The organism is Pseudomonas benzopyrenica (assembly GCF_036884265.1).
Taxonomy (GTDB): Bacteria; Pseudomonadota; Gammaproteobacteria; order Pseudomonadales; family Pseudomonadaceae; genus Chryseomonas; species Chryseomonas benzopyrenica.
On record NZ_CP145723.1, the window covers coordinates 633,492 to 657,157 of the forward strand.

The 23,666-nt window shown below is 65.4% G+C and carries 22 protein-coding genes; 6 read left to right on the forward strand and 16 right to left on the reverse strand.

Annotation, left to right across the window (positions count from 1 at the left end; genetic code table 11):
- Nucleotides 1-93: 93 nt before the first annotated feature.
- Both V6W80_RS03000 and mdoH read left to right on the forward strand, forming a co-directional pair.
- Nucleotides 94-1,614, forward strand: coding sequence for a glucan biosynthesis protein G (locus V6W80_RS03000; protein ID WP_430707799.1), 1,521 nt, complete (start codon nucleotides 94-96; stop codon nucleotides 1,612-1,614).
- The gene (mdoH, locus tag V6W80_RS03005; RefSeq protein WP_338545812.1) at nucleotides 1,607-4,204 is read left to right on the forward strand and encodes a glucans biosynthesis glucosyltransferase MdoH; all 2,598 of its coding nucleotides are present in this window, start codon (nucleotides 1,607-1,609) and stop codon (nucleotides 4,202-4,204) included. The genes V6W80_RS03000 and mdoH overlap by 8 nt, the downstream gene beginning before the upstream one ends.
- A gap of 85 nt (nucleotides 4,205-4,289) precedes the next feature.
- On the opposite strand, the gene V6W80_RS03010 is transcribed toward mdoH, so the two are convergent.
- From V6W80_RS03010 to ubiE, 9 genes are all read right to left on the reverse strand, one after another.
- Nucleotides 4,290-5,000 (reverse strand): 16S rRNA (uracil(1498)-N(3))-methyltransferase, encoded by a 711-nt coding sequence (locus V6W80_RS03010; protein WP_338545813.1) that lies wholly within the window; start codon nucleotides 4,998-5,000, stop codon nucleotides 4,290-4,292.
- The gene (gene tatC / locus V6W80_RS03015; RefSeq protein ID WP_093254243.1) at nucleotides 4,997-5,794 is read right to left on the reverse strand and encodes a twin-arginine translocase subunit TatC; all 798 of its coding nucleotides are present in this window, start codon (nucleotides 5,792-5,794) and stop codon (nucleotides 4,997-4,999) included. The genes V6W80_RS03010 and tatC overlap by 4 nt, the downstream gene beginning before the upstream one ends.
- Nucleotides 5,791-6,147: a Sec-independent protein translocase protein TatB gene (gene tatB, locus V6W80_RS03020; RefSeq protein WP_093254239.1), complete on the reverse strand. Its 357-nt coding sequence runs from the start codon at nucleotides 6,145-6,147 to the stop codon at nucleotides 5,791-5,793. Before tatB ends, tatC begins: the two co-directional genes overlap by 4 nt.
- 9 nt (nucleotides 6,148-6,156) lie before the next feature.
- A complete protein-coding gene (locus V6W80_RS03025; protein WP_338545814.1) occupies nucleotides 6,157-6,423 on the reverse strand; it encodes a twin-arginine translocase TatA/TatE family subunit in 267 nt (88 codons plus the stop codon).
- A gap of 27 nt (nucleotides 6,424-6,450) precedes the next feature.
- Nucleotides 6,451-6,783: a phosphoribosyl-ATP diphosphatase gene (locus V6W80_RS03030; RefSeq protein WP_338545815.1), complete on the reverse strand. Its 333-nt coding sequence runs from the start codon at nucleotides 6,781-6,783 to the stop codon at nucleotides 6,451-6,453.
- Complete coding sequence (hisI, locus tag V6W80_RS03035) at nucleotides 6,776-7,177, reverse strand: phosphoribosyl-AMP cyclohydrolase (protein ID WP_093254229.1); 402 nt, start codon at nucleotides 7,175-7,177, stop codon at nucleotides 6,776-6,778. Before hisI ends, V6W80_RS03030 begins: the two co-directional genes overlap by 8 nt.
- A gap of 277 nt (nucleotides 7,178-7,454) precedes the next feature.
- The gene (ubiB, locus tag V6W80_RS03040) at nucleotides 7,455-9,053 is read right to left on the reverse strand and encodes a ubiquinone biosynthesis regulatory protein kinase UbiB (protein WP_017641040.1); all 1,599 of its coding nucleotides are present in this window, start codon (nucleotides 9,051-9,053) and stop codon (nucleotides 7,455-7,457) included.
- Nucleotides 9,050-9,685 carry a ubiquinone biosynthesis accessory factor UbiJ gene (locus V6W80_RS03045; RefSeq protein ID WP_017641039.1) on the reverse strand — a complete coding sequence of 212 codons (636 nt, stop codon included), beginning with the start codon at nucleotides 9,683-9,685 and terminating at the stop codon, nucleotides 9,050-9,052. The genes ubiB and V6W80_RS03045 overlap by 4 nt, the downstream gene beginning before the upstream one ends.
- The gene (gene ubiE, locus V6W80_RS03050) at nucleotides 9,685-10,455 is read right to left on the reverse strand and encodes a bifunctional demethylmenaquinone methyltransferase/2-methoxy-6-polyprenyl-1,4-benzoquinol methylase UbiE (protein ID WP_017641038.1); all 771 of its coding nucleotides are present in this window, start codon (nucleotides 10,453-10,455) and stop codon (nucleotides 9,685-9,687) included. Before ubiE ends, V6W80_RS03045 begins: the two co-directional genes overlap by 1 nt.
- 151 nt (nucleotides 10,456-10,606) lie before the next feature.
- Between ubiE and V6W80_RS03055 the strand changes: the two genes are divergently transcribed.
- Entirely contained in the window at nucleotides 10,607-10,885 is a 279-nt protein-coding gene (locus V6W80_RS03055) for a polyhydroxyalkanoic acid system family protein (protein WP_017641037.1), read from the forward strand.
- Nucleotides 10,886-10,892: 7 nt separating this feature from the next.
- Here the strand turns inward: V6W80_RS03055 and V6W80_RS03060 are convergent, their stop codons facing one another.
- The 6 genes from V6W80_RS03060 to V6W80_RS03085 all read right to left on the reverse strand — a co-directional run bounded on the left by V6W80_RS03060 (nucleotide 10,893) and on the right by V6W80_RS03085 (nucleotide 18,588).
- Nucleotides 10,893-11,264, reverse strand: coding sequence for a DUF971 domain-containing protein (locus V6W80_RS03060; protein ID WP_338545816.1), 372 nt, complete (start codon nucleotides 11,262-11,264; stop codon nucleotides 10,893-10,895).
- 227 nt (nucleotides 11,265-11,491) lie between these two features.
- Nucleotides 11,492-12,841 carry an ATP-dependent protease ATPase subunit HslU gene (hslU, locus tag V6W80_RS03065; protein ID WP_064309272.1) on the reverse strand — a complete coding sequence of 450 codons (1,350 nt, stop codon included), beginning with the start codon at nucleotides 12,839-12,841 and terminating at the stop codon, nucleotides 11,492-11,494.
- 19 nt (nucleotides 12,842-12,860) lie between these two features.
- Nucleotides 12,861-13,394, reverse strand: coding sequence for an ATP-dependent protease subunit HslV (gene hslV / locus V6W80_RS03070; protein WP_017641034.1), 534 nt, complete (start codon nucleotides 13,392-13,394; stop codon nucleotides 12,861-12,863).
- Nucleotides 13,395-13,624: 230 nt separating this feature from the next.
- On the reverse strand, nucleotides 13,625-14,362 hold the full coding sequence (locus V6W80_RS03075) for an SPOR domain-containing protein (RefSeq protein WP_026083841.1): 738 nt from the start codon (nucleotides 14,360-14,362) through the stop codon (nucleotides 13,625-13,627).
- Between the two features lie 15 nt (nucleotides 14,363-14,377).
- Nucleotides 14,378-16,135: an arginine--tRNA ligase gene (gene argS, locus V6W80_RS03080; RefSeq protein WP_338545817.1), complete on the reverse strand. Its 1,758-nt coding sequence runs from the start codon at nucleotides 16,133-16,135 to the stop codon at nucleotides 14,378-14,380.
- Nucleotides 16,136-16,374: 239 nt separating this feature from the next.
- Nucleotides 16,375-18,588 (reverse strand): primosomal protein N', encoded by a 2,214-nt coding sequence (locus tag V6W80_RS03085; protein WP_257704603.1) that lies wholly within the window; start codon nucleotides 18,586-18,588, stop codon nucleotides 16,375-16,377.
- 157 nt (nucleotides 18,589-18,745) lie between these two features.
- Here V6W80_RS03085 and rpmE point away from each other — a divergent pair, with 157 nt between their 5' ends.
- The 3 genes from rpmE (at nucleotide 18,746) to V6W80_RS03100 (ending at nucleotide 21,145) form a co-directional block, all read left to right on the forward strand.
- Complete coding sequence (gene rpmE, locus V6W80_RS03090; RefSeq protein ID WP_007161618.1) at nucleotides 18,746-18,961, forward strand: 50S ribosomal protein L31; 216 nt, start codon at nucleotides 18,746-18,748, stop codon at nucleotides 18,959-18,961.
- Nucleotides 18,961-19,764, forward strand: a complete 804-nt coding sequence (locus V6W80_RS03095) for a thermonuclease family protein (protein WP_338545818.1) — start codon at nucleotides 18,961-18,963, stop codon at nucleotides 19,762-19,764. Before rpmE ends, V6W80_RS03095 begins: the two co-directional genes overlap by 1 nt.
- A 112-nt stretch (nucleotides 19,765-19,876) precedes the next feature.
- A complete protein-coding gene (locus V6W80_RS03100; protein WP_017641029.1) occupies nucleotides 19,877-21,145 on the forward strand; it encodes a malic enzyme-like NAD(P)-binding protein in 1,269 nt (422 codons plus the stop codon).
- Nucleotides 21,146-21,198: 53 nt separating this feature from the next.
- Here the strand turns inward: V6W80_RS03100 and V6W80_RS03105 are convergent, their stop codons facing one another.
- Complete coding sequence (locus tag V6W80_RS03105) at nucleotides 21,199-23,619, reverse strand: penicillin-binding protein 1A (RefSeq protein ID WP_017641028.1); 2,421 nt, start codon at nucleotides 23,617-23,619, stop codon at nucleotides 21,199-21,201.
- Nucleotides 23,620-23,666 lie beyond the last annotated feature (47 nt).

The following is a 23,666-nucleotide window of genomic DNA, read 5'->3' on the forward strand; positions in this document are numbered from 1 at the left end:
GCGACCACCGGTCGCCGAACGTATTCGTACGCTGATTTAGGAGGCTGCGTGTTATCTCATTCCAAAGTTAAGCCGGGCAAGCAGGGCTTCGCCCTGATCGGGCTCTCCGTCGCACTGGGTCTCTTCAGTGCCCAGGCCCTGGCCTTCAGCCTGGACGACGTGGCCGCCAAAGCCAAAGAACTCTCCGGCCAGAAATTCGTCGCGCCCAAGAGCAACCTGCCCGCATCCTTCAGCGGCATGAAGTATGCCGATTATCAGCAGATCACCTTCAATCAGGACAAGGCCTACTGGAAGGATGCCAAGACGCCCTTCCGGCTGAATTTCTATCACGAGGGCATGCACTACAGCGTGCCGGTGAAGATCAACGAGGTCACTGCCAGCAGTGTCGAGGAGATCAAATACGATCCCTCGATGTTCAACTTCGGCAACCTGCAGATCGACCAGGCCCAGCTCAAGGATCTCGGCTTCGCCGGTTTCAAGGTGCTTTATCCGCTGAACAAGGCGGACAAGCATGACGAGCTGATGACCATGCTCGGCGCCAGCTATTTCCGCGTGATCGGCAAGAACCAGGTCTATGGCCTGTCCGCCCGTGGCCTGGCCATCGACACCGCCCTGCCGTCCGGCGAGGAATTCCCGCGCTTCACCGAATTCTGGGTCGAACAGCCCCAGTCGGATCGTCGCAACCTGGTGATCTATGCACTGCTCGATTCGCCGCGGGCCACCGGTGCCTATCGCTTCGTGCTGACGCCTGGCAAGGACAGCACCGTCGACGTCGAAGCCAAGGTGTTCCTGCGCGACAACGTCAACAAGCTCGGCATCGCGCCGCTGACCAGCATGTACCTGTTCGGCCCCAACCAGCCGAGCGCCCAGGTCAACTACCGGCCGGCGCTGCACGACTCCAACGGCCTGGCCATCCATGCCGGCAACGGCGAGTGGCTGTGGCGCCCGCTGAACAATCCGCGCCGGCTGTCGGTCAGCACCTACACCATCGAGAATCCGCGCGGCTTCGGTCTGCTGCAACGTGGTCACGAGTTCTACAAGTACCAGGACCTGGACGAGCGTTATGACAAGCGCCCCAGCGGCTGGGTAGAGCCCAAGGGAGACTGGGGCAAGGGGCACGTCGAACTGGTGGAAATCCCCACCCCGGACGAGACCAACGACAACATCGTGGCCTTCTGGACGCCGGACACCCTGCCGCAGAAGGGCCAGCCGATCGATGTCAGCTATCGCCTGCACTTCACCACCGACGAACCCAATCTGCACACCAAGGACCTGGCCTGGGTCGCCCAGACCCGCCTGTCCACCGGCGACGTGCGTCAATCCAACCTGGTGCGCCAGACCGATGGCAGCCTGGCCTACATCATCGACTTCGAAGGGCCGAATCTCGACGATCTGCCCGAGGATTCGCAGGTCGGCTCCCAGGTCAGCCTGGACGCCAACGGTGAACTGGTCGAGAACTCTGTGCGCTACAACCCGGTTACCAAGGGCTATCGCCTGACCCTGAGACTCAAGGTCAAGGATCAGACCAAACCGGTGGAAATGCGCGCCAATCTCGCCCAGGGTGATAAACCGCTCAGCGAAACTTGGACTTACCAGCTACCTGCCAATGAATAACACCACCCGCGATACCTTGGTCGCCGCTGCTGGCGACTACCTCGAACACCTGCCGTTGCCCGCCGGGCAACGGCAGGTGCTGGACCAGACCGCCGACGTCGAGTCGCTGCACCGGCAACTGGCCGGTGCCCGCGGCGAGGGTGCCCAAGGCGCCGACGCGGTGATCGCTTCCACCGAGGCACGCCTGGCCGCCGGTTGGGACGATACCCTGGACGATGGCGAGCTGCTGGGCAGCGATGCCCAGGGTCGGGTGTTCATCAAGGCCACCCCGCCCATGACCCGCTCTATGATGGTGCCCGATCCCTGGCGCACCAATCCCGTGGCGCGGAGCTGGAAGCGCCTGCTCGGCCGCAAGGACCACAGTCGCTGGCAACCCGATCCGGAAGCCGATGCCCATGCGCACTGGCGCAAGGTAGGGTCCTTCCGGCGCTTCATCCTGTTGATCCTGATGCTGGTACAGACCGGCATCGCCACCTGGTACATGAAGGCCGTGCTGCCCTATCAGGGCTGGGCGCTGGTCGATCTCAGCGAGATCTACAGTCAGGGCTGGGGCGAATCCATTCGCCAGGTGCTGCCCTATGTGGTGCAGACCAGCATCCTGCTGCTCTTCGCCTTGCTGTTCTGCTGGGTGTCCGCCGGTTTCTGGACCGCCCTGATGGGCTTCTGGCAACTGCTCAGCGGGCGCGACAAGTACAGCATCTCGGCCAGCTCCACCGGTACCGAGCCGATCGATCCCCAGTCGCGTACCGCCCTGGTGATGCCCATCGCCAACGAAGACGTTCCGCGGGTCTTCGCCGGTCTGAGAGCCACCTACGAGTCGGTCCGCGCCAGCGGTGAGCTGGAGCACTTCGACTTCTTCATCCTCAGCGACAGCAACGATCCGGACAAGTGCGTGGCCGAAGAGAAGGCCTGGCTGGAGCTGTGCCGCGAGGTCGGTGGCTTCGGCCACATCTTCTATCGCCGCCGTCGGCGTCGGGTGAAGCGCAAGAGCGGCAACATCGACGACTTCTGCCGTCGCTGGGGCAGCCAATACAAGTACATGGTGGTGCTCGACGCCGACAGCGTGATGAGCGGCGAGTGCCTGGCCAGTCTGGTCCGGCTGATGGAAGCCAATCCCCGTGCCGGCATCATCCAGACCGCGCCCAAGGCGTCCGGCATGGATACCCTGTACGCGCGCCTGCAGCAGTTCGCTACCCGGGTGTACGGACCGCTGTTCACCGCCGGCCTGCATTTCTGGCAGCTGGGTGAGTCCCACTACTGGGGCCACAACGCGATCATCCGGGTCAAGCCGTTCATCGACCATTGCGCTCTGGCTCCGCTGCCGGGCACCGGCTCCTTCGCCGGCGCGATTCTCTCCCACGACTTCGTCGAAGCCGCGCTGATGCGCCGTTCCGGCTGGGGCGTGTGGATCGCCTACGACCTGCCGGGCAGCTACGAAGAGTTGCCGCCCAATCTGCTGGACGAACTCAAGCGCGACCGCCGCTGGTGCCATGGCAACCTGATGAACTTCCGGCTGTTCCTGGTCAAGGGCATGCACCCGGTGCACCGTGCGGTGTTCCTGACCGGGGTGATGTCCTACCTGTCGGCGCCGCTGTGGTTCCTCTTCCTGGTGCTGTCCACGGCGCTGCTGGCGATCCACAAGCTGCTGGAGCCCCAGTACTTCTTCCAGCCACGGCAGCTGTTCCCGGTCTGGCCCCAGTGGCATCCGGAGCAGGCCATCGCGCTGTTCTCCACCACCCTGATCCTGCTGTTCCTGCCCAAGCTGCTCAGCGTGGTGCTGATCATCGCCAAGGGCGCCAAGGAATTCGGCGGGGGACTGCGGCTGTTCCTCTCCATGATGCTGGAAATGCTCTTCTCGGTGCTGCTGGCACCGGTGCGGATGCTGTTCCACACGGTGTTCGTGACCGCCGCCTTCCTCGGCTGGTCGGTGCAGTGGAATTCGCCTCAGCGGGACGACAACGACACGCCCTGGAGCGAAGCCTTCCGCCGTCATGGTTCGCAGATGCTGCTCGGTCTGATCTGGACCGCCGGCGTGGCCTGGCTGGACCCGCGCTTCCTCTGGTGGCTGTCGCCCATCGTGGTGTCGCTGATCCTGTCGGCGCCGGTGTCGGTGATTTCCAGCCGTACCAACCTGGGGCTGGGCAGTCGCCGGCATCACCTGTTCCTGATCCCGGAAGAGTACGCACCGCCGCGCGAGCTGGTGGCGACCGACGAGTACCTGCACCTGAACAACCGCAACGCCCTGACCAAGGGCTTCCTGCGCGCCGCTGTCGATCCGGTGCTCAATGCCCTGGCCATCGGCATGGCCCGCGGTCGCCACGGCAAGGTGGTGGAGCCGGCACGCCGGCTGCGCGAAGAGCGGGTGGCCCGGGTCCTGGCCGCCGGTCCCGAGAAGACCAAGGGCGACGACCAGTGGCGTCTGCTCAGCGATCCGGACGGCATGGCGCAACTGCACCTGCAGGTCTGGAAGGCCGAAGAGCACCGCAACTGGCGGGAAGCCTACGCCACCCTGCGGCCGCGCTCCCACAGCGACTCGGCCGCGGATGCCGCAGCCAGTCCGGCCAGTCTGAGCCCGCGGCCCGCCTCCTGAGGAGGCACTCCGCGCATTGAAAAAGCCCCGGTGTCGCGAGACGCCGGGGCTTTTTCTTGTCCCTGATCGGGCTAAGACAGGCGGGCTAGAACAGGCGGGCGAGGAGGGCGGGTACGGCGTTCTCGACGCGCAGGATGCGCTCACCGAGCTGCACGGGCGCCAGGCCGGCTTCCTGCAGCTTCTCGACCTCATAGGGAATCCAGCCACCCTCGGGACCGATCGCCAGCGTCACGGGCTCGCTGAGGGCACGTGGGCAGGCGGGATAACTGCCCGGATGGCCGACCAGGCCGCGGGTGCCGGCTGCCAGTGCGGGCAGGCGGTCCTCGACGAAGGGCTTGAATCTCTTTTCGATCAGCACCTCCGGCAGCACCGTGTCTCGCGCCTGCTCCAGCCCCAGACGCAGTTGCTCCTCGATGGCCGCAGGTTCGAGAAAGGGGGTCTGCCAGAAGCTCTTTTCCACCCGGTAGCTGTTGAGCAGCACCAGGCGTGCGACGCCCATGGCGGACACGGTCTGCAGCACCCGGCGCAACATCTTGGGACGGGGCAGGGCGAGCAGGAGGGTGAGCGGCAGCTTGGCCGGCGGTGGCTGGTCGAGGGTGACGGTCAGGCAGGCCTGGCCGGTGTCGAGGGACTCGATCTGGCCGATACCCATCAGCCCATCCAGCAGGCCGACGCGCATCCGGTCACCCGCGGCCGCCTGATGGACCTCGCGCAGATGGGCGAGACGGCGCGGATCGCGCAGCACGACCCGGTCGGCGGCCATGAAGTCGGCCGCTTCGAGCAGGATCAGATTCACGGGCGTTCGGCGGGCGGCTGGGCTTCAGGGCTGGCGTCTTCGTCGGCCAGCGGGCGCTCGCGCTTCTGTACGAAGCGACCGAACAGCAGGCCGATCTCGAACAGCAGCCACATGGGTACGGCCAGCATGGTCTGGGAGAAGACGTCCGGCGGGGTCAGGATCATGCCGACCACGAAACAGCCGATGATGACGTAGGGACGGATCTTCTTCAGGTAGGCCACGTCGACCACGCCGATCCAGATCAGCAGCACGGTGGCCACGGGAATCTCGAAGGCCACGCCGAAGGCGAAGAACAGCGTCAGGATGAAATCCAGATAGGCGTTCAGGTCCGGCATCATCATGGCGCCTTCCGGCGTGATGCTGCTGAAGAAGTGGAAGATGATCGGGAACACCAGGAAGTAGGCGAAGGCCATGCCGGCGTAGAACAGCACGATGCTGGAGATCAGCAGCGGGATGGCGACCTTCTTCTCGTGGCGATAGAGCCCGGGCGCGACGAAGCCCCAGACCTGGTGCAGGATCACCGGCATGGCGATGAACAGCGACACCACCAGGGTCAGCTTGAAGGGCGCCAGGAAGGGGGAGGTGACGTCCGTGGAGATCATGGTCGCGCCCTCGGGAAGGACGCGGCGGATCGGCTCGGAGGCGAAGGCATAGATCTTCTGGGCGAAGTAGAACAGGCCGAGGAAGATCAGAAAGGTCGCCAGCACGCATCTGAGGATGCGGGTGCGCAATTCGGTGAGGTGCGAGACCAGGGGCATTTCCTGGTCATCGTGATCGGAAGGCTTGTCGCTCATGGTGCTCTTGGCGGCGTCTGGGGCGGATCCTGCGGGCGTTCGGCAACCACGTCCTGGGGCATAGGCGGAGCAGCGGCAGCGGGCGGCGTCTGGGCTTCCGGGGTAGAAGCGGCAGGCTTGGGCCGGTTGTCGCGCTGTTCCATGGACAGGATATGCTCGTTGCGCAGCTGCTGGCGAATTTCGTCAGCGCCGATCTCGCGCTCCACTTCCTGGCGGATGCTGTTGAAGCTGCGCCGCAGCCGACCGATCCACAAGCCTGCGGTGCGCGCCGCGCCTGGCAGGCGTTCCGGACCCAGCACCAGCAGGGCGACGAACCCCACCAGCATCATTTCGGGAAAGCTGATTCCGAACATGGGTGGGCCTTAGTCCTTGCGCACCACCGGCTCTTCGACCTTGCGGTGCTCGGCATCGAAGGTCTGGGGGCGATTCAGCGGGGCGTTGGGGTTGGCCGTGCTGGCGGTGGGCGTCGGCTGTTCGGTCTTGTCGTCCTCGTCGGTGTGCATGGCCTTGCGAAAGCCCTTGATGGCCTCGCCCACGTCGGAGCCCAGATGCTTCAGGCGTTTGGTGCCAAAGACGATTACCACGACGAGCAGGATGACGAGCCAGTGTTTCCAGTCGAAGATACCCATGGTCTTTCCTCGTTGCGAAGCTTGGGGTCAGGATTGAATGCGAGCGGCCTTTTCGGCGTGCCCGGAGAGGCCGAAACGACGATCCAGTTCGTCCAGCACGGCCTGGGGATGCTGGCCAAGGGCCGAGAGCATGATCAGGCTGTGGAACCAGAGATCGGCGGTCTCGTAGATGACGTCGTCGTACTGCTGACTGATGGCGGCATCCTTGGCGGCGAGAATGGTCTCGACGCTTTCTTCGCCGACCTTTTCCAGGATCTTGTTCAGGCCCTTGTGATAGAGGCTGGCCACATAGGAGGAGTCCGGGGCGGCCTGCTTGCGTTCTTCCAGCACCTGCGCCAGGCGCGCAAGGGTGTCAGTCATGGCCGTGCCCTCCGGCATAGATGGCTTGGGGATCCTTGATCACCGGGTCGACGGTTGCCCACTGGCCATCGCGCAGCACGCGATAGAAACAGCTTTCCCGGCCGGTGTGGCAGGCGATGCCACCCAGTTGCTCCACCTGCAGCACCACTACGTCGGCGTCGCAGTCCAGGCGCAATTCGATGACGCGCTGCACATGACCGGATTCCTCGCCCTTGCGCCAGAGGCGATTGCGCGAGCGCGACCAGTAGACCGCACGGCCTTCGGCGGCGGTCAGGGCCAGGGATTCGCGGTTCATCCAGGCCATCATCAGGATGCGCCCCGAGGTGGGGTCCTGGGCAATGGCCGGTACCAGGCCGTCGCTGTTCCAGTGGATCTCGTCTAACCAGTCGCTCATGAGTCTGTTCAATACTACGAATTAGGGTACTTGGCTCTGTCCGAAAAATGCCTGCGCTCGGTCATACGGCGTTAAAAATCCGTTCGGAATGCTCATTTACCGTTCGTAAACTCCGCTTCCTCACGGATTTTTGCCTTGCCTGACCTTCGCTCGGCGACTTTTCAAACAGGCCCTAGCCTCGCACAAGACGCAACTCGAATACAGCGGCAGGGCACCAGTGGCTGAGGGCGTGTATTTCGCCCGATAAAAATGACAGGACGGTTACAGCTTAAGGAGTTCAGCGCCTGATCACCAGAACCAGGCCACCGACCAGCATGGCCCAGGCGGGCCAGGCATGGGGCTGGGGTTCGAGGCCCAATTGGGCGGCACCCACCAGCAGGACCGCGCCGATGACCCGCACGATCCAGTCGTCGTTGCGTCTGCCCCAGGGGTTCGGTGGATCCTTGCGATGCGGCTGGGTGATGCGTTCCAGGGTATCGCGGGCCATCTGCGCCAGATGCGGGATCTGTTCCAGTTGCTGCTGGATGTTGCGGGCGACCTGCGGCGGACTCAGCCGCTTGCGCATCCACTTTTCCAGATAGGGCTTGGCGGTGGACCAGAGGTCCAGATCCGGATAGAGCTGGCGACCCAGCCCTTCGATGTTGAGCAGGGTCTTCTGCAGCAGCACCAGCTGTGGCTGGATCTCCATGTTGAAGCGGCGCGCCACCTGGAACAGCCGCAGCAGCAGCTGGCCGAAGGAGATGTCCTTGAGCGGCTTCTCGAAGATCGGCTCGCAAACGGTGCGGATGGCCGCTTCCAGTTCGTTGACCTGGGTATTGGCCGGTACCCAGCCGGAGTCGATGTGCAGCTGGGCGACCTTGCGGTAGTCGCGCTGGAAGAAGGCCCAGAGGTTGCGCGCCAGGTAGTCCTGGTCCTCGGGGGTCAGGCTGCCGATGATGCCGCAATCCACCGCGATGTAGAGCGGATCCCAGGGCTTGGCGGTGCTGACGAAGATGTTGCCCGGGTGCATGTCGGCGTGAAAGAAGCTGTCGCGGAACACTTGGGTGAAGAAGATCTCCACGCCGCGCTCGGCCAGCAGCTTGAAGTCCGTGCCCTGGTCGCGTAGGGCGGCCAGATCGGTCACCGGGATGCCGTAGATGCGCTCCATGACCAGCACCCGCTCGCGGCACCAGTCCCAGTACACCTGGGGCACGTAGAGGCGCTCGGAACCCTCGAAATTGCGTCTGAGCTGGCTGGAGTTGGCCGCCTCGCGCAGGAGGTCCAGTTCGTCGTAGATGGTCTTCTCGTAGTCGCTGACCACGTCCATCGGATGCAGGCGGCGGGCTTCGGCGGAGAGCTTTTCAGCGGTGCGCGCCAGCAGGAACAGCCAGGCGATGTCCTGGCTGATGATGTTCTTCAACCCGGGCCGCACCACCTTGACCACCACTTCCTCGCCGGTGCGCAACTGGGCGGCATGGACCTGGGCCACCGAGGCCGAGGCCAACGGCTGGTGATCGAAGCGGGCGAAGGCCTGCTTGATGGGTACGCCAAGCTGGGACTCGATGAGCGCCACGGCCTTTTCCGGCGGAAAGGGCGGGACCTTGTCCTGCAGGAACATCAGTTCGTCGGCGATATCCTCGGGCATGAGATCGCGCCGGGTGGAGAGGATCTGGCCGAACTTGACGAACACTGGGCCCAGACCTTCCAGCGCCAGGCGCAGGCGGGCACCGCGCGGCAGGGTCTTGCTCGGCCGCGGCAGCCAGCGCCAGGGCAGCACGTAGCGGGTGGCGCGCAGGTACCAGGGCAGCGGCAGGGCGTAGACGATGTCGTCCAGCCGATAGCGGATCACCACGAAGAAGATCCGCAACAGGCGGTTGAGGGCAGCGAACAGCTTCATTCGTCGGGGTTATCCCTGGCGTTGCGGGCGGTGCCCAGGCGGGCGAGGCGGGCGTCGAGACGATCCACGTCCAGGCGCAGGGCATCGATCTCGGCGAAGCGGGCCTCGCCTTCCAGGCGGCCGACCAGCTGACGACTCTCCTCGTTCAGCCAGTTGGACAGCGTCAGCTGCAGACTGTCACGCGTCTGTTCGCCGAGTGCCTGGCTGCGTCGGGCCAGATCACCCAGGAGTGCGGCTGGCAGCGGGCCGAGCCAGCGACTGACTTCGTGCTGCCAGTCCAGCTCCAGCTTCTGCAGGATGTCGGACAGTTCGATCAGCAGGGCGCTGTCGCCCTCCAGGCGCACGTCCGGCTGGTGCAGCACGCGTTGCTTGTCGCGGGCCAGAGCCAGTTCAGCGAGGCGCGTCGCCGGGGCGCTCAGGGTGCAGTCGATGTCGCCCTCGTGATGGGCGGCGAAGTGCAGGCCGTCACCCGCGGGCAGGATGTACAGGCGTAGCGCCGGTTGCCGGGTCTGGACCGCGATCACCCGTCCGGTCAGGCCGGCCAGGCGCGGCAAGGCCACCGGATCGAGCGCCAGCAGCGGATTCAGGCCACGCTCCAGTGCGGCCAGCAACGCCTGGGTGACGAGGGCCATCAGGGCTTGATGCCGCGATGCAGGGCGACCACGCCGCCGGTCATGTTATGGAAGGTGACCCGGGCGAAGCCGGTCTCTTCCATCATGGCCTTGAGGGTCTGCTGATCGGGGTGCATGCGGATCGATTCGGCCAGGTAGCGATAGCTTTCGGCGTCACCGGCCACCAGCTTGCCCATCAGCGGCAGGAAGCCGAAGGAGTAGGCGTCATAGGCCTTGGACACCAGCGGATTGGTGGGCTTGGAGAATTCCAGCACCAGCAGCCGGCCACCGGGCTTGAGCACGCGCAGCATGGAGGCCAGGGCCTGGTCCTTGTGGGTGACGTTGCGCAGACCGAAGGCGATGGTGATGCAGTCGAAATGGTTGTCGGGGAAGGGCAGCTTCTCGGCATCGGCCTGGACGAAGCGCACGTTGCTGGCGACGCCTTCGTCGAGCAGACGGTCGCGGCCGACCCTGAGCATGGAATCGTTGATGTCGGCCAGGACCACCTCGCCGGTGGGGCCGACCAGGCGGGCGAACTGCTTGGTCAGGTCGCCGGTACCGCCGGCAATGTCCAGCACTCGGTTGCCGCGGCGCACGCCGGAGAGTTCGATGGTGAATCTCTTCCACAGCCGGTGGATGCCCGCCGACATCAGGTCGTTCATCACATCGTACTTGGCCGCGACCGAATGGAAGACTTCCGCGACCTTGTAAGCCTTCTGGCTCTCCGGAACGCTCTGGTAGCCGAAGTGGGTCTGGGATTCGGCCTCGGGGCCTTTGCGCGGATCGCTCATGGGGCTACACCTGGGACAGGGACAAGAGGGCATTCTAGCAGGCCGATCGCCCGGGATGTCCGGCTAAAACGGGGGCTGACCGCTCGGTTCTCGCGATTGGCGACGTGGCGGGCCCTCGCTATAGTCAGGGCCCCTTATCCGGAGTTCCCCGATGTCCCAGATCACCATCGAACGCAGCCATTCGCTCGGCCTGGAAGGCGCTCGCCAGAAAGCCGACCAGCTGGCGGAAAAACTCACGCGCGACTATGGGGTGGCCTGCGCCTGGGAAGGCGATACCCTGACATTCACGCGCAGCGGCGTAGACGGGCGGATCGAGGTCGGTGAAGACCGGGTGCGGGTACTGGCGACCCTGGGCATGATGTTCTCGATGCTCAGTGGCCAGATCGAAAAGGAAATCGAGCGCAAGCTGGACAAGGCCCTGGCGGCCTGAGCCAGCGCTAGAGCATCAGCTTGACCGCGCTGACGTGCGGATCCCGCGTCTTGCCGGCGCGGGCCAGCTGTTCCAGGTAGTCGGCCCAGAGCTGGTCGCGGCGACTGCCTAGTTCATAAAGATAGTCCCAGCTGAACAGACCACTGTCGTGGCCGTCATCGAAGGTCAGCTTGATGGCGTAGCGCCCCGCTGGTTCGACGGCGCTGATGCCGACCTGCTGCTTGCCCCACTGCAATACCGGGTTGCCGTGTCCCTGGACCTCGGCCGAAGGCGAGTGCACCCGCAGAAATTCGGCGGGCAGCTCGAAGGTTTCCGCGCCATAGCTGACGCTGAGGATCTTGGAGGCCTTGTGGAGCTGGATGGCGGTAGGGGTACGCATGCTGAGGTTCTCTGGGCGGCGATTCAGTCTTTGCTTGCGGCCAACGCGGCCCTGGCGGTCCGCCAATGTGGCCGCTTCTACCGGCCGCGTAGGTTGGGTTGAGCGCAGCGAAGCCCACCATGGGTTCAGGGCGCAGGCAACGTTGGGCTTCGACGATAGAGCTGTCTCAACCCAACCTACGGTCTGTTGCAGCCGTGGCCGCGATCAACCAGGCATCAGGCCTGCCGTCACAGTATATAGCGCGACAGGTCTTCGTCCTGGGCCAGTTCGCCCAGATGGCCGTTCACATAGGCCGCGTCGATGACGATGGGTTCGCCATTCTGCTGACCGGCGAGGTCGGCGGCGCTGAAGGACACCTCTTCCAGCAGGCGTTCCAGCAGGGTGTGCAGGCGCCGGGCACCGATGTTCTCGGTCTTCTCGTTGACCTGCCAGGCGATCTCGGCGATGCGGGTGATGCCGTCGGCGGCGAATTCCACCAGCAGCCCCTCGGTCTTGAGCAGTTCGCGATACTGCTCGGTGAGGGAGGCATGGGGCTCGGTGAGGATGCGCTCGAAGTCCTGCGGGGTCAGCGCCTTGAGTTCGACGCGAATCGGCAGACGACCCTGCAGCTCCGGTACCAGATCGCTGGGCTTGGACAGGTGGAAGGCACCCGAGGCGATGAACAGGATGTGGTCGGTCTTGACCATGCCCAGCTTGGTGTTGACGGTGCAGCCTTCGATCAGCGGCAGCAGGTCGCGCTGCACGCCCTCGCGGGAGACATCGGCACCGCTGGTGTTGCCGCGCTTGGCGACCTTGTCGATCTCGTCGATGAAGACGATGCCGTGCTGCTCGACGGCTTCCAGGGCGCGGCCCTTGAGTTCTTCCTCGTTGACCAGGCGCGCGGCTTCTTCATCGCGCACCAGCTTGAGCGCTTCCTTGACCTTGAGCTTGCGCTGCTTGGTCTTGCCCTTGTGCATGCCGGCGAAGAGATTCTGCAGCTGGCTGGTCATCTCCTCCATGCCGGGCGGGGTCATGATCTCGACGCCGGCCGGGGTGTCGGCCACCTCGATGTCGATTTCCTTGTCGTCCAGCTGGCCTTCGCGCAGGCGCTTGCGGAACAGCTGGCGGGTGTTGCTATCGGTGGCGGTCGGCTGGGGTTCGTTGCTGAAGCCCACCGAAGGCCGCGCCGGCGGCAGCAGGGCATCGAGGATGCGCTCTTCGGCGGCATCTTCGGCGCGATGGCGGTTACGCACCATCTCCTGTTCGCGCAGCATCTTCACGGCGGCATCGGCGAGATCACGGATGATGGACTCGACGTCGCGGCCGACATAGCCGACCTCGGTGAATTTGGTGGCTTCCACCTTGAGGAAGGGCGCGTTGGCCAGCTTGGCCAAGCGCCGGGCGATCTCGGTCTTGCCCACACCTGTGGGGCCTATCATCAGGATGTTCTTGGGGGTGACCTCGGGGCGCAGCTCGACGGGCAGCTGCATGCGCCGCCAGCGGTTGCGCAGGGCGATGGCCACGGCGCGCTTGGCGTCGTCCTGGCCGATGATGTGGCGGTTGAGTTCGTGGACGATCTCGCGGGGGGTCATGGACATGGGCAGTCTCTAAACCGGATCACGCCTGGGGCGCGTCCAGCTCCTCGATGGTCAGGTTGCGGTTGGTGAACACGCAGATGTCACCGGCGATATTCAGCGAGGTCTCGGCGATCTCGCGGGCACTGAGGTCGGTATGCATGAGCAGGGCGCGGGCGGCGGCCTGGGCATAGGCGCCACCGGAGCCCATGGCGATCAGGCCTTCTTCGGGTTCCACCACGTCGCCGTTGCCGGTGATGATCAGGGAGGCGTCCTTGTTGGCGACTGCCAGCATGGCTTCCAGGCGGCGCAGGGCACGGTCGGTGCGCCAGTCCTTGGCCAGCTCGACGGCGGCGCGGACCAGATGACCCTGGTGCTTTTCGAGTTGCGCCTCGAAGCGCTCGAAGAGGGTGAAGGCGTCGGCGGTACCGCCAGCGAAACCGGCCAGCACCTCGCCCCGGTACAGCCGCCGGACTTTCTTGGCATTGCCTTTCATGACGGTGTTGCCCAGGGAAACCTGGCCGTCGCCGCCGATCACGACCTTGCCGTTGCGGCGTACAGAAACGATGGTGGTCAAGGGAATCTCTCCGCGTTGCTTGGGGCATCGGCCCCGGTTACGCGGAGATATGGGGATGGCCGCGGCGCCCTTCAAGCATCACGGCGAGGGGATTCGCCGGGCGAGAGCCGGTTCACGGCCTGGCGAGCTAGCGCCAGACCAGGCGAAAAAACCTGAGGACCCGGAGTTATAGGCATTCCAGAGGTCTTTTCACTCCGTCTGGCCGACGTGCAGCCGGCCGTGGACCGGTTTCAGTGACCGCGGCGTTGCTGCAGCAACAGATTCTTGAAGCCGCTGCCGGCGAGTTGTTTCTGCGCCTGGGTCAGCTGATCACGATCGCTGTAGGGACCGACCAGCACTCGGTACCAGGTGTCGTCCTTGACCTTGCCCGACTCCACCCGCACGTCCTGGCCGAGCATGATGATCTGGGCGCGGACGCGGTCGGCATCGGCCTGGGTACGGAAGGAGCCGGCCTGGAGGAAGAACAGGGTCACCGGCGGCTGGGCCTTGGTGGTGGCTTCCTTGGGCGGCGTCGCAGCGGGCTGGCCCGGAGCGGTGCCTGGCGTGGTCGGCGTCGCGGTGGTCGGCTGGCCGGGCTGCGCCGGGGTCGCCGCGGCATCCGGTTTGGCCGGAGTGGTCGGCTTGGCGGCCGGGGTGCGCGGCACGGCGTCCGGCGGCACGATCACCTCGGATTCGGGCAGCAGGGTATAGAAGTCGTACTTGGGCTTGATCGGCGTGGGCGGCGTGCCTTCGGTCTTGCCAGCAGCGGTCGACGCCTTGCCGTTGCCCGCCGCGGCCGCCGGGCGGCCTTCTTCCGGCTTGGCGCGTTGCACCGCCTTGTTGCCCGGTTCGAGCTTCATCAGGAACACGACGAAGGCGCCGATGGCCAGACCCGACGCGAGCCAGACCCAGCCGGGCAGGGGCTGTTTCTTGGGAGCCGAGGTGTTGCGACTGGCGCCGCGCTTGGGTGGGGCTTTCTTGGCCATCAGGCGGTGATCCGTCTCTTACATGCGTTCCAGGGTATGCAGACCGAGCAGTTCCAGGCCCTGCTTGAGGGTGCGTCCGGTAAGGGCGGCCAGGCGCAGGCGGCTCTGGCGCAATTCGGGGTCCTCGGCGGTCAGGATCGGGCAGTTCTCGTAGAAGCTGGAGAACAGCCCGGCCAGGTCATAGAGGTAGCTGCACAGCAGGTGCGGGGTGCCCTTGTCGGCGACGCTGGCGAGGATCTCGCCGAATTGCGCCAGGCGGCCGCCCAGGTCCTGCTCCTGCGGGGCGTCCAGGCGGATGCGGCCGGTGGGCTCGCTCTGCCCGGCCTTGCGCAGCACGCTGGCGACCCGGGTGTAGGCGTACAGCAGGTAGGGCGCGGTGTTGCCCTCGAAGCTGAGCATCTGCTCGAAGTTGAAGCTGTAGTCGCTGGTGCGGTGCTTGGACAGGTCGGCGTACTTGACCGAGGCGATACCCACCACGCGGCCGATGTGGCGCAGTTCGTCTTCGCTGAAGGGTGTCTCGCCACGCTCGGCGCGTCCGGCATTGCGCTCCTTGACCAGTTGGTAGGCACGCTCTTCGGCTTCGTCGAGCAGGTCGACCAGCTTGACGGTGCCGCCATCGCGGGTCTTGAAGGGGCGGCCATCAGCGCCGTTCATGGTGCCGAAGCCCATGTGTTCGAGTTGCATGGCCGGATCGACGAAGCCGGCGCGGCGCGCGACCTCGAAGGCCATCTGGAAGTGCAGGGCCTGGCGCTGGTCGACGAAGTAGAGCGCGCGATCGGCCTGCAGCTGGCGGCTGCGATAGCGCATGGCTGCCAGGTCGGTGGTGGAATAGAGATAGCCACCGCCGGCCTTCTGTACGATCACCGGCAGCGGATTGCCCTCGGCGTTCTTGAATTCGTCGAGGAAGACGCAACGGGCGCCGTCGCTTTCGGTTAGCAGTCCGGCGGCCTCCAGATCGGCGACCACCTGGGCCAGGTCGTCGTTGTAGGCGCTCTCGCCCTTGACGTCAGCTGGGGTCAGCTTGACGTTGAGGCGGTCATAGACCTCCTGGCAGTGGGACAGGGAGACGGCGTTGAAGCGCTCCCAGAGGCGCAGGCAGTGGGCATCGCCCGCCTGCAGTGCTACTACCAGCTCGCGGGCCCGCGCGGCGAACTCCGGCGAGGCGTCGAAGCGGCCCTTGGCCGCGCGGTAGAAGACCTCCAGGTCGGCCAGCTCGCCTTCGGCGGCCTGGGGCTGTTCTTCCATGTAGGCCAGCAGCATGCCGAACTGGGTACCCCAGTCGCCGACGTGGTTCTGGCGGATCACCTCGTCGCCGAGGAATTCCAGCACCCGCGCTACGGCGTCGCCGATGATGGTGGATCTCAGGTGGCCGACGTGCATCTCCTTGGCCAGGTTCGGCGAGGAGAGGTCCACCACCACGCGCTGGCGTGGGTCGTGCGTGGGCACGCCCAGTTGCGGATCGGCGAAGGCCGCATCCAGCCGCGCGGCCAGTTGCGCATGATTCTGGAAGAAGTTGAGAAAGCCGGGGCCGGCGATCTCCACCTTGCTCACCGCCGGGTCGGCGGGCAGGGCGGCCAGCAGCTTCTCGGCCAGTTCGCGTGGCTTGGCGCGGGCCGGCTTGGCCAGCAGCAGGGCGACGTTGCTGGCGAAGTCGCCGTGGCTCTTGTCCTTGGTGTTCTCGACCTGGATGGCCGGCGCCACGTCGGCCGGCAGGGTGCCGTCGGCGATCAGGCGGTCGAGGGCGTGCTGGATGAGCTGGCGGATGCTGTCTTTCATGGTCATTGGCCTTCGGCGTGCGCCGAGCGCGCACTGCGATGAAAACCCGGCATTATCCGTGGCGAGCCCGGCCTTGCCAATGGTAAGAGCCTGTTCAACGTCTCGCGAGCTAGAGCCAAACAAGGCGGAAATGCCTGAGGAAGCGGAGTTTACGAGTGGTAAATGAGCATTCCGAAGGCATTTCTAACGCCGCTTGGCCGACGCGCAGCAGACGCTGAACAGGCTCTAAGCCAATGCCGCTAGAAGAGATCGATGGGATCCACATCCAGCGACCAGCGCACCTGGCGGGCTTCGGGCAGGCTTTCCAGCTGGACGACCCAGATGCCCAGCAGCCGGTGCAGAGGCGCACGGCTGCTGCTCTGCAGCAGCAGCTGGGCGCGATGGCGACCGGCGCGCCGCTCCATGGGCGCCGGTACCGGGCCGAGCAACTCCACCTGGGGCAGGGCGAGATTGACCGCCAGGCCTTCGGCGACGTGATAGGCCGCTTCGAGAAAATTCTCCACCTGATCCTGGCGATGGGCATCGGCGCGCAGCAGCGCCAGATAGGCGAAGGGCGGCAGACCGGCGGCGCGGCGCTCCTGCAGCGCCTGGCGGGCAAAGGCCGGATAGCCTTCCTCGGCCAGCTGCACCATCAGCGGATGATCGGCCAGGTGGGTCTGGATCAGCACCTGGCCCGGTTCCTCGGCGCGCCCGGCGCGCCCGGCAACCTGGACGATCTGCTGCGCCATGCGCTCGCTGGCGCGGAAGTCGGCGGAAAACAGCCCACTGTCAGCGTCCAGCACGGCCACCAGGGTCACCTTGGGAAAGTGGTGCCCCTTGGCGAGCATCTGGGTGCCCACCAGGATGCAGGGCACCCCGCTATGAATGGTGCGCAAGAGCTTGCCCAGGGCGTCCTTGCGCGCGGTGGTGTCGCGGTCGATGCGCAGCACCGGGATGTCCGGGAAGAGCAGCTGCAGGCGTTCCTCGGCGCGCTCGGTGCCGGCGCCCACCGGTCGCAGGTCGAGCTTGCCGCAGGAAGGGCAATGACGCGGCGGCGCCTGGCGGTGATCACAATGATGGCAGCGCAGCTCACCGGAGCCGCGGTGGTAGGTCATGCGCGCATCGCAGCGCGGGCACTGGGCCAGCCAACCGCAGTCGTGGCAGAGCAGGGTAGGGGCGAAACCACGCCGATTGAGGAACACCAGCACCTGCTGGCCGCGCTCCAGGGTCGCGCCCATGGCCTTGAGCAGTGGCTGGGACAGACCGCTGTCGAGCGGGCGACTGCGCACGTCCAGGCGCTCGAAGCGTGGCGGCTGGGCACCGCCGGCGCGCAGTGACAGGCGCAGGTGGGCATAGCGCCCCTGATCGGCGTTGTGCAGGCTCTCCAGCGAAGGGGTGGCCGAGCCCAGTACCACCGGCAGATTCTCGAAGCGTGCGCGGACCACGGCCAGGTCACGGGCGTGGTACCTGAGGCCTTCCTGCTGTTTATAGGAGGCGTCGTGTTCTTCGTCGACGATGATCAGCCCGGGGTGCTTGAGCGGGGTGAACAGCGCCGAACGGGTGCCCACCACGATATCCAGTTCGCCATCGCGAGCGGCCAGCCAGATGTCCATCCGCTCGCGATCGGTCAGCGCCGAGTGCAGCAGGGCGATGCGCGCATTGAAGCGTTGCTCGAAGCGGCCCAGGGTCTGGGGGCCCAGGTTGATCTCGGGAATCAAGAGCAGCGCCTGGCGTCCCGCTTCCAGGGTGGCGCGGATCAGCTGCAGATAGACCTCGGTCTTGCCGCTGCCGGTCACACCTTCCAGCAGATAGCAGTGGAAGCCGCTGCCGGCGCGGACCGCTTCGTAGGCCAGGCGCTGCTCGCCGTTGAGCGGCAATTCGGCCTGGGCGAGCCAGGAGCCCTGGTGCCGGGTCGGCTGGTGATAGCGGGTCTCCACCTTGACCAGGCCCTTGGCCTGGAGGAGGTCGAGACTGTCCTTGACCAGGCCGAGCTGGCCGAGCAATTCGTGCAGCACGCCATGGGGATGCTGGCGCAGGGTCTTGAGCGCCTCGCGCTGGCGCGGCGCCCGGGCCAGGCGTGGATCTTCCGGGCGGGCATCGGGCTGGGCGATCCAGAAACGCTGCAGCCGGCGCTCGGCCGGCTCCCCCTGACGCAAAAGGGCAGGAAGTGCCCAGCTCAGGGTGTCGCCGAGGCTGTGCTGATAGTACTGGGCGGACCACTGGCAGAGTTCGAACAGGGCGCTGGGCAGCGGCGGGCGCTCGTCGAGCAGTTGCAGGGCCTTGCGCAGCTTGTCCGGCGGCACCTCGGTTTCCTGGGCCACCTCGATCAGCACCCCGACCACCTCACGGCGACCGAAGGGCACCCGCAGTCGCACGCCGGGGCGCAACTGCTCCTCCACCGCGCCCTTGGGCGGCAGATAGTCGAACAGGCGGCGCAGGGGGGAAGGCAGCGCCAGGCGCAGGATCAGGGGCACGGCAGGGCTCACAGACGTAAAGCCCGATGGTAGCAGACAGGCGGTGAGGGGGCTGCTTGCGCCTCCTATCCGCTCTGGTATGATTTGCAGCCCAAATCTGTGCGGTATCCGGCAATGGCGCCGGGTGGCGGCACAGCTAGACCCCGAGGATAGTTCCATGAAAGCTGATATCCATCCGCAGTACGATGCCATCGAAGCCACCTGCAGCTGTGGCAACGTCATCAAGACCCGCTCGACCCTGAGCAAGAACATTCACCTGGACGTCTGCTCCGAATGCCACCCGTTCTACACTGGCAAGCAGAAGGTCCTGGACGCTGGCGGCCGTATCGATCGCTTCAAGCAGCGCTTCGGCGTGTTCGGCAGCAGCAAGTAATGCGCTGCCGTCGACCATCTCCGCATGGCTCGACACTGAAAAAGGCGTCCTTCTGGGGCGCCTTTTTCGTTTCTACCCTGGCAATTGCGCCGCTGGCCCTGGCCGCGGCGTGCCCCTTGCTGCCGGGCGGCCAGGAGGTCGAGGTGCGGCAGGTGGTGGACGGCGATACCCTGCGCCTGATCGGCATCAACGCACCGGAGTTGGGCAGGTCCGGCGGCACGGCGCAGCCCTATGCCGAGGATGCGCGTCGACGCCTGCAGGCGCTGGTGAACGCCAGTGACGACCGCCTGCGCCTGGTCCCGGGTCGCGAGGCGACCGACCACTACGGTCGTACCCTGGCCCATCTCTATGACCGCCAGGGCCGCAATCTCGAAGCCCAGTTGATCGCCGAGGGTCTCGGCTATGCGGTGGCCATCGCGCCCAATACCCGACTGGCCGGCTGTCAGGTCGCGGCGGAAGGCGCGGCGCGCAAGGCTCGACTCGGTGTTTGGAAAAAGGACCCCACCCTTTCCGCCACGCATATCCAGGAGAGTGGTTTCGCCGTGGTGCAGGGGCGCCTGCAGGGGATCGAACGCAACCGGGGCGGACTCTGGCTGCAGTTCGACGGCGATCTGGTGGTCAATGTGCCGAATCGCTTTGTGGATGCCTTCGCTGAGCTGCCACTGCAGCAATGGATCGGGCGCCAGCTCGAGGCACGGGGCTGGATCGTCGATCGCAGCCGGCGCCAGGAAGCGGGGCGGGCACGCTGGCAGCTGACCCTGAGCGATCCGCACATGCTGGGTTTGCGGGTTGAATCGTTTTAGCCGAAAGTCGTATTGCGATTGATTTCAGGCATATGGCCGATTGCTTGTGGCACCTTGAGTCTTTGCGTATTCTCGCCCGACCCAAGACCCACACCACGCGGATATACCAATAATGTCTGATCTCAAAACCGCCGCCCTCGAATACCATGCTCAGCCGCGTCCCGGCAAACTCAGCGTCGAGCTGACCAAGCCCACCGCGACCGCTCGTGACCTGTCCCTGGCCTACAGCCCCGGCGTCGCCGAACCGGTCCGCGAGATCGGCCGCGATCCCGAACTGGCCTACCGCTACACTGGCAAGGGCAACCTGGTCGCCGTGATCTCCGACGGTACCGCCATCCTCGGCCTGGGCAACCTCGGCCCGCTGGCCTCCAAGCCGGTGATGGAAGGCAAGGGCGTGCTGTTCAAGCGCTTCGCCGGTGTGGACGTCTTCGACATCGAGGTGGACGCCGAGAGCCCCCAGGCCTTCATCGACACCGTCAAGCGCATCTCCATCACCTTTGGTGGCATCAACCTGGAAGACATCAAGGCGCCCGAGTGCTTCGAGATCGAGCGCGCCCTGATCGAACAGTGCGACATCCCGGTCTTCCACGATGACCAGCACGGCACCGCCATCGTCACCGCCGCCGGCATGCTCAACGCCCTGGAAATCGCCGGCAAGCGCCTGGAAGACGCCAAGATCGTCTGCCTGGGTGCCGGCGCTGCTGCCATCTCCTGCATGCGCCTGCTGGCCAGCATGGGTGCCAAGGTCGAGAACATCTACATGATCGACCGTCAGGGCGTGGTCCACAGCGGCCGCAACGACCTGAACCAGTACAAGGCGGCCTTCGCCACCGAGACCAGCAAGCGCACCCTGGACGACGCCCTCGAAGGCGCTGACGTCTTCGTCGGTCTGTCCGGCCCCAACCTGCTGTCGGCCGAAGGCCTCAAGCGCATGGCGGCCAACCCTATCGTCTTCGCCTGCTCCAACCCGGATCCGGAAATCACCCCCGAGCTGGCCCACGCCACGCGCGATGACGTGATCATGGCGACCGGTCGTTCCGACTACCCGAACCAGGTCAACAACGTCCTGGGCTTCCCCTTCATTTTCCGTGGTGCCCTGGACGTCCGCGCCCGCGTCATCAACGAAGAGATGAAGATCGCCGCCGCCCTGGCCCTGCGCGACCTGGCCAAGCTGCCGGTGCCCAAGGAAGTCTGCGCGGCCTACAACGTCGACAGCCTGAGCTTCGGTCGCGAGTACATCATTCCCAAGCCCATGGATGCCCGTCTGATCACCCTGGTATCCGATGCCGTAGCCAAGGCCGCCATCGAGACCGGCGTGGCCACGCTGCCCTACCCGGCGAACTATCCGCTGAAGTCGGTGGATGACGTCTTCGCCAAGTAAGGCCCGAAGCAATAAAAAACCCCGCCACGGCGGGGTTTTTTATTGGCTGGAGATCAGAAGATGTCCATGGGCACGTTTTCGCTGGAGGGCAGCGGCGTGCCGGGCGCGACGCCGGGCGGCAGTTCGTCCAGACTCGGCGGGGTGTCTTCGCTCTTGAACAGCTCGAAGTAGGCGTTGGGCGTGCCCGGTGGTGCGGCGCGACCGGTGGTGGGGTCGACGCGGATGGAGACGATGCCGTCCGGTTCCTTGAGCTGATGCGGTGGCTTGTCCTTGAGCGCGGCGCCCATGTAGCTCATCCAGATCGGCAGGGCCACGGTACCGCCGAATTCCTGGCGGCCCAGGGTCTCGGGTTGGTCGAAGCCGGCCCACACCGTGGTCACGTAGTCGCCGTTGTAGCCGGAGAACCAGGTGTCCTTGGATTCGTTGGTGGTGCCGGTCTTGCCGGCCAGGTCGTTGCGGCCCAGTTCCAGCGCCTTGCGCCCGGTGCCGCGCTTGATCACGTCCTGCAGCATGCTGTTCATGATGAAGGCGTTGCGCGGATCGATGACCTGGGGCGCGAACACCGGCGCCGGATTGGCCGGGTCGGCGGCGGCGGTGTCGGCCGCCGGCGTGACCTCGACGCCCGGCGCGGTCGTGGCCTGCGCCTGCTGGGGCACCCGTGGCGCAGCCATGCGATAGACCACCTTGCCGTCGCGGTCGGTCACGTGATCGACCACGTAGGGCGTCACCTTGTAGCCCTCGTTGGCGAACACCGACCAGCCAGTGGCCACTTCCAGCGGCGTCAGGCCCGGGGTGCCGAGGGCGAGCGACAGGTTGCGCGGCAACTGGTCGCGCTCGAAGCCGAAACGACTGACGTAATCCAGCGCATAGTCGATGCCGATGGCCTGCAGCACCCGGATGGACACCAGGTTGCGCGAGCGATAGAGAGCCTCGCGCAGGCGGATCGGGCCGAGGAAGGTGTTGTTGTCGTTCTTTGGCCGCCAGGCTTCGTCGGGATTCTCGTCCATGAAGACGATGGGCGCATCGTTGACCAGGCTGGCGGCGGTAAAGCCCTTCTCCAGCGCCGCGCTGTAGATGAACGGCTTGAAGCTGGAACCGGGCTGGCGCCGGGCCTGGGTGGCGCGGTTGTAGTTGCTCTGCTCGAAGGAGAAGCCGCCGATCAGGGCGCGAATGGCGCCATCCTGGGGGTCGAGGGAGACCAGGGCGCTCTGCGCCTTGGGAATCTGCGAGAACTTCAGGCTGCCATCGTCCTGGCGCTGCACCCGGATCAGGTCGCCGACCTTGACCACGTCGGCCGGACCGTTCGGGCGTGGCCCCAGGCTGTTGGCGCTGAGGTAGGGGCGTGCCCATTTCATCGAGTCCCAGGAGACCGCCTCTTCCTTGCCCTCGCGGGTCAGGACCAGGATGCCGCTCTTTTCCACCTGGGTGACCAGGGCCGGATCCTGACCGCCGACGATGCGCTGCTTCTGGATCAGCGCGGTCCATTCGGCGCGGCTGCGATTGGGCCACTGGGCCTCGGGGCCGCGATAGCCGTGGCGGCGGTCGTAGTCGGTCAGGCCGTCACGTACGGCTTCGAACGCATCCGTCTGCAGCCGGCTGTCGATGGTGGTGTAGACCTGGTAGCCATCGGTGTAGGCATCGCCACCATAGCGACCGACCATTTCCGCCCGTGCCATCTCGGCGATGTAGGGGGCGTTGAGCTCAGGCACGGCGACGTGATGATAGGCCTCGAGCGGCTCGGCGATGCCGGCCTGGTAGGCCGCCTGATCGATATAACCGAGCTTGAACATGCGTTCGAGAATCCAATTGCGTCTTTCCAGGCTACGCTCAGGATTAGCGACCGGGTTGTAACGCGACGGCGCCTTGGGCAGACCGGCGATCATCGCCATCTGGGCGACGGTCAGGTCCTTGATGGACTTGCCGTAGTAGACCTGGGCGGCGGCCTCGATGCCGTAGGCGCGGTTGCCCAGGTAGATCTTGTTGACATAGAGCTCGAGGATCTCGTCCTTGGTCAGTTGGCGCTCGATTTGCAGCGCCAGGAGGATCTCGGTGAATTTGCGCGAGAAGCTGCGCTCGCTGGTCAGGAAGTAGTTCTTGGCGACCTGCATGGTAATGGTGCTGCCGCCGGTCTGGATGTGTCCGGTCTTGACCAGCTGGCTCACCGCCCGTGCCAGGCTTTTCACATCCACGCCATAGTGATTGGCGAAGTTGTCATCCTCGGCGGAGAGCAGGGCATGGATGAAATCGGGCGGTATCTCGTTGAAACGCAGCGGCGAGCGACGCATTTCGCCGAATTCGGCGATGAGTTTGCCGTCCGCGCTGAACACCCGCAGAGGGATCTGCAGTTGCACGTTACGCAGGGCATCGATGGAGGGCAGGCTGGGGCTGAGGTAGAGGAAGGCACCGCTGAGACCCAGCAACAGGCTGCAGACCAGGGCGACCAACGACCACCAGAAAAATTTCAGAACACGCATCAAGAGACTTTTCGAATGGAAAGAAGGAAAGGGCGACAGGTGACGGT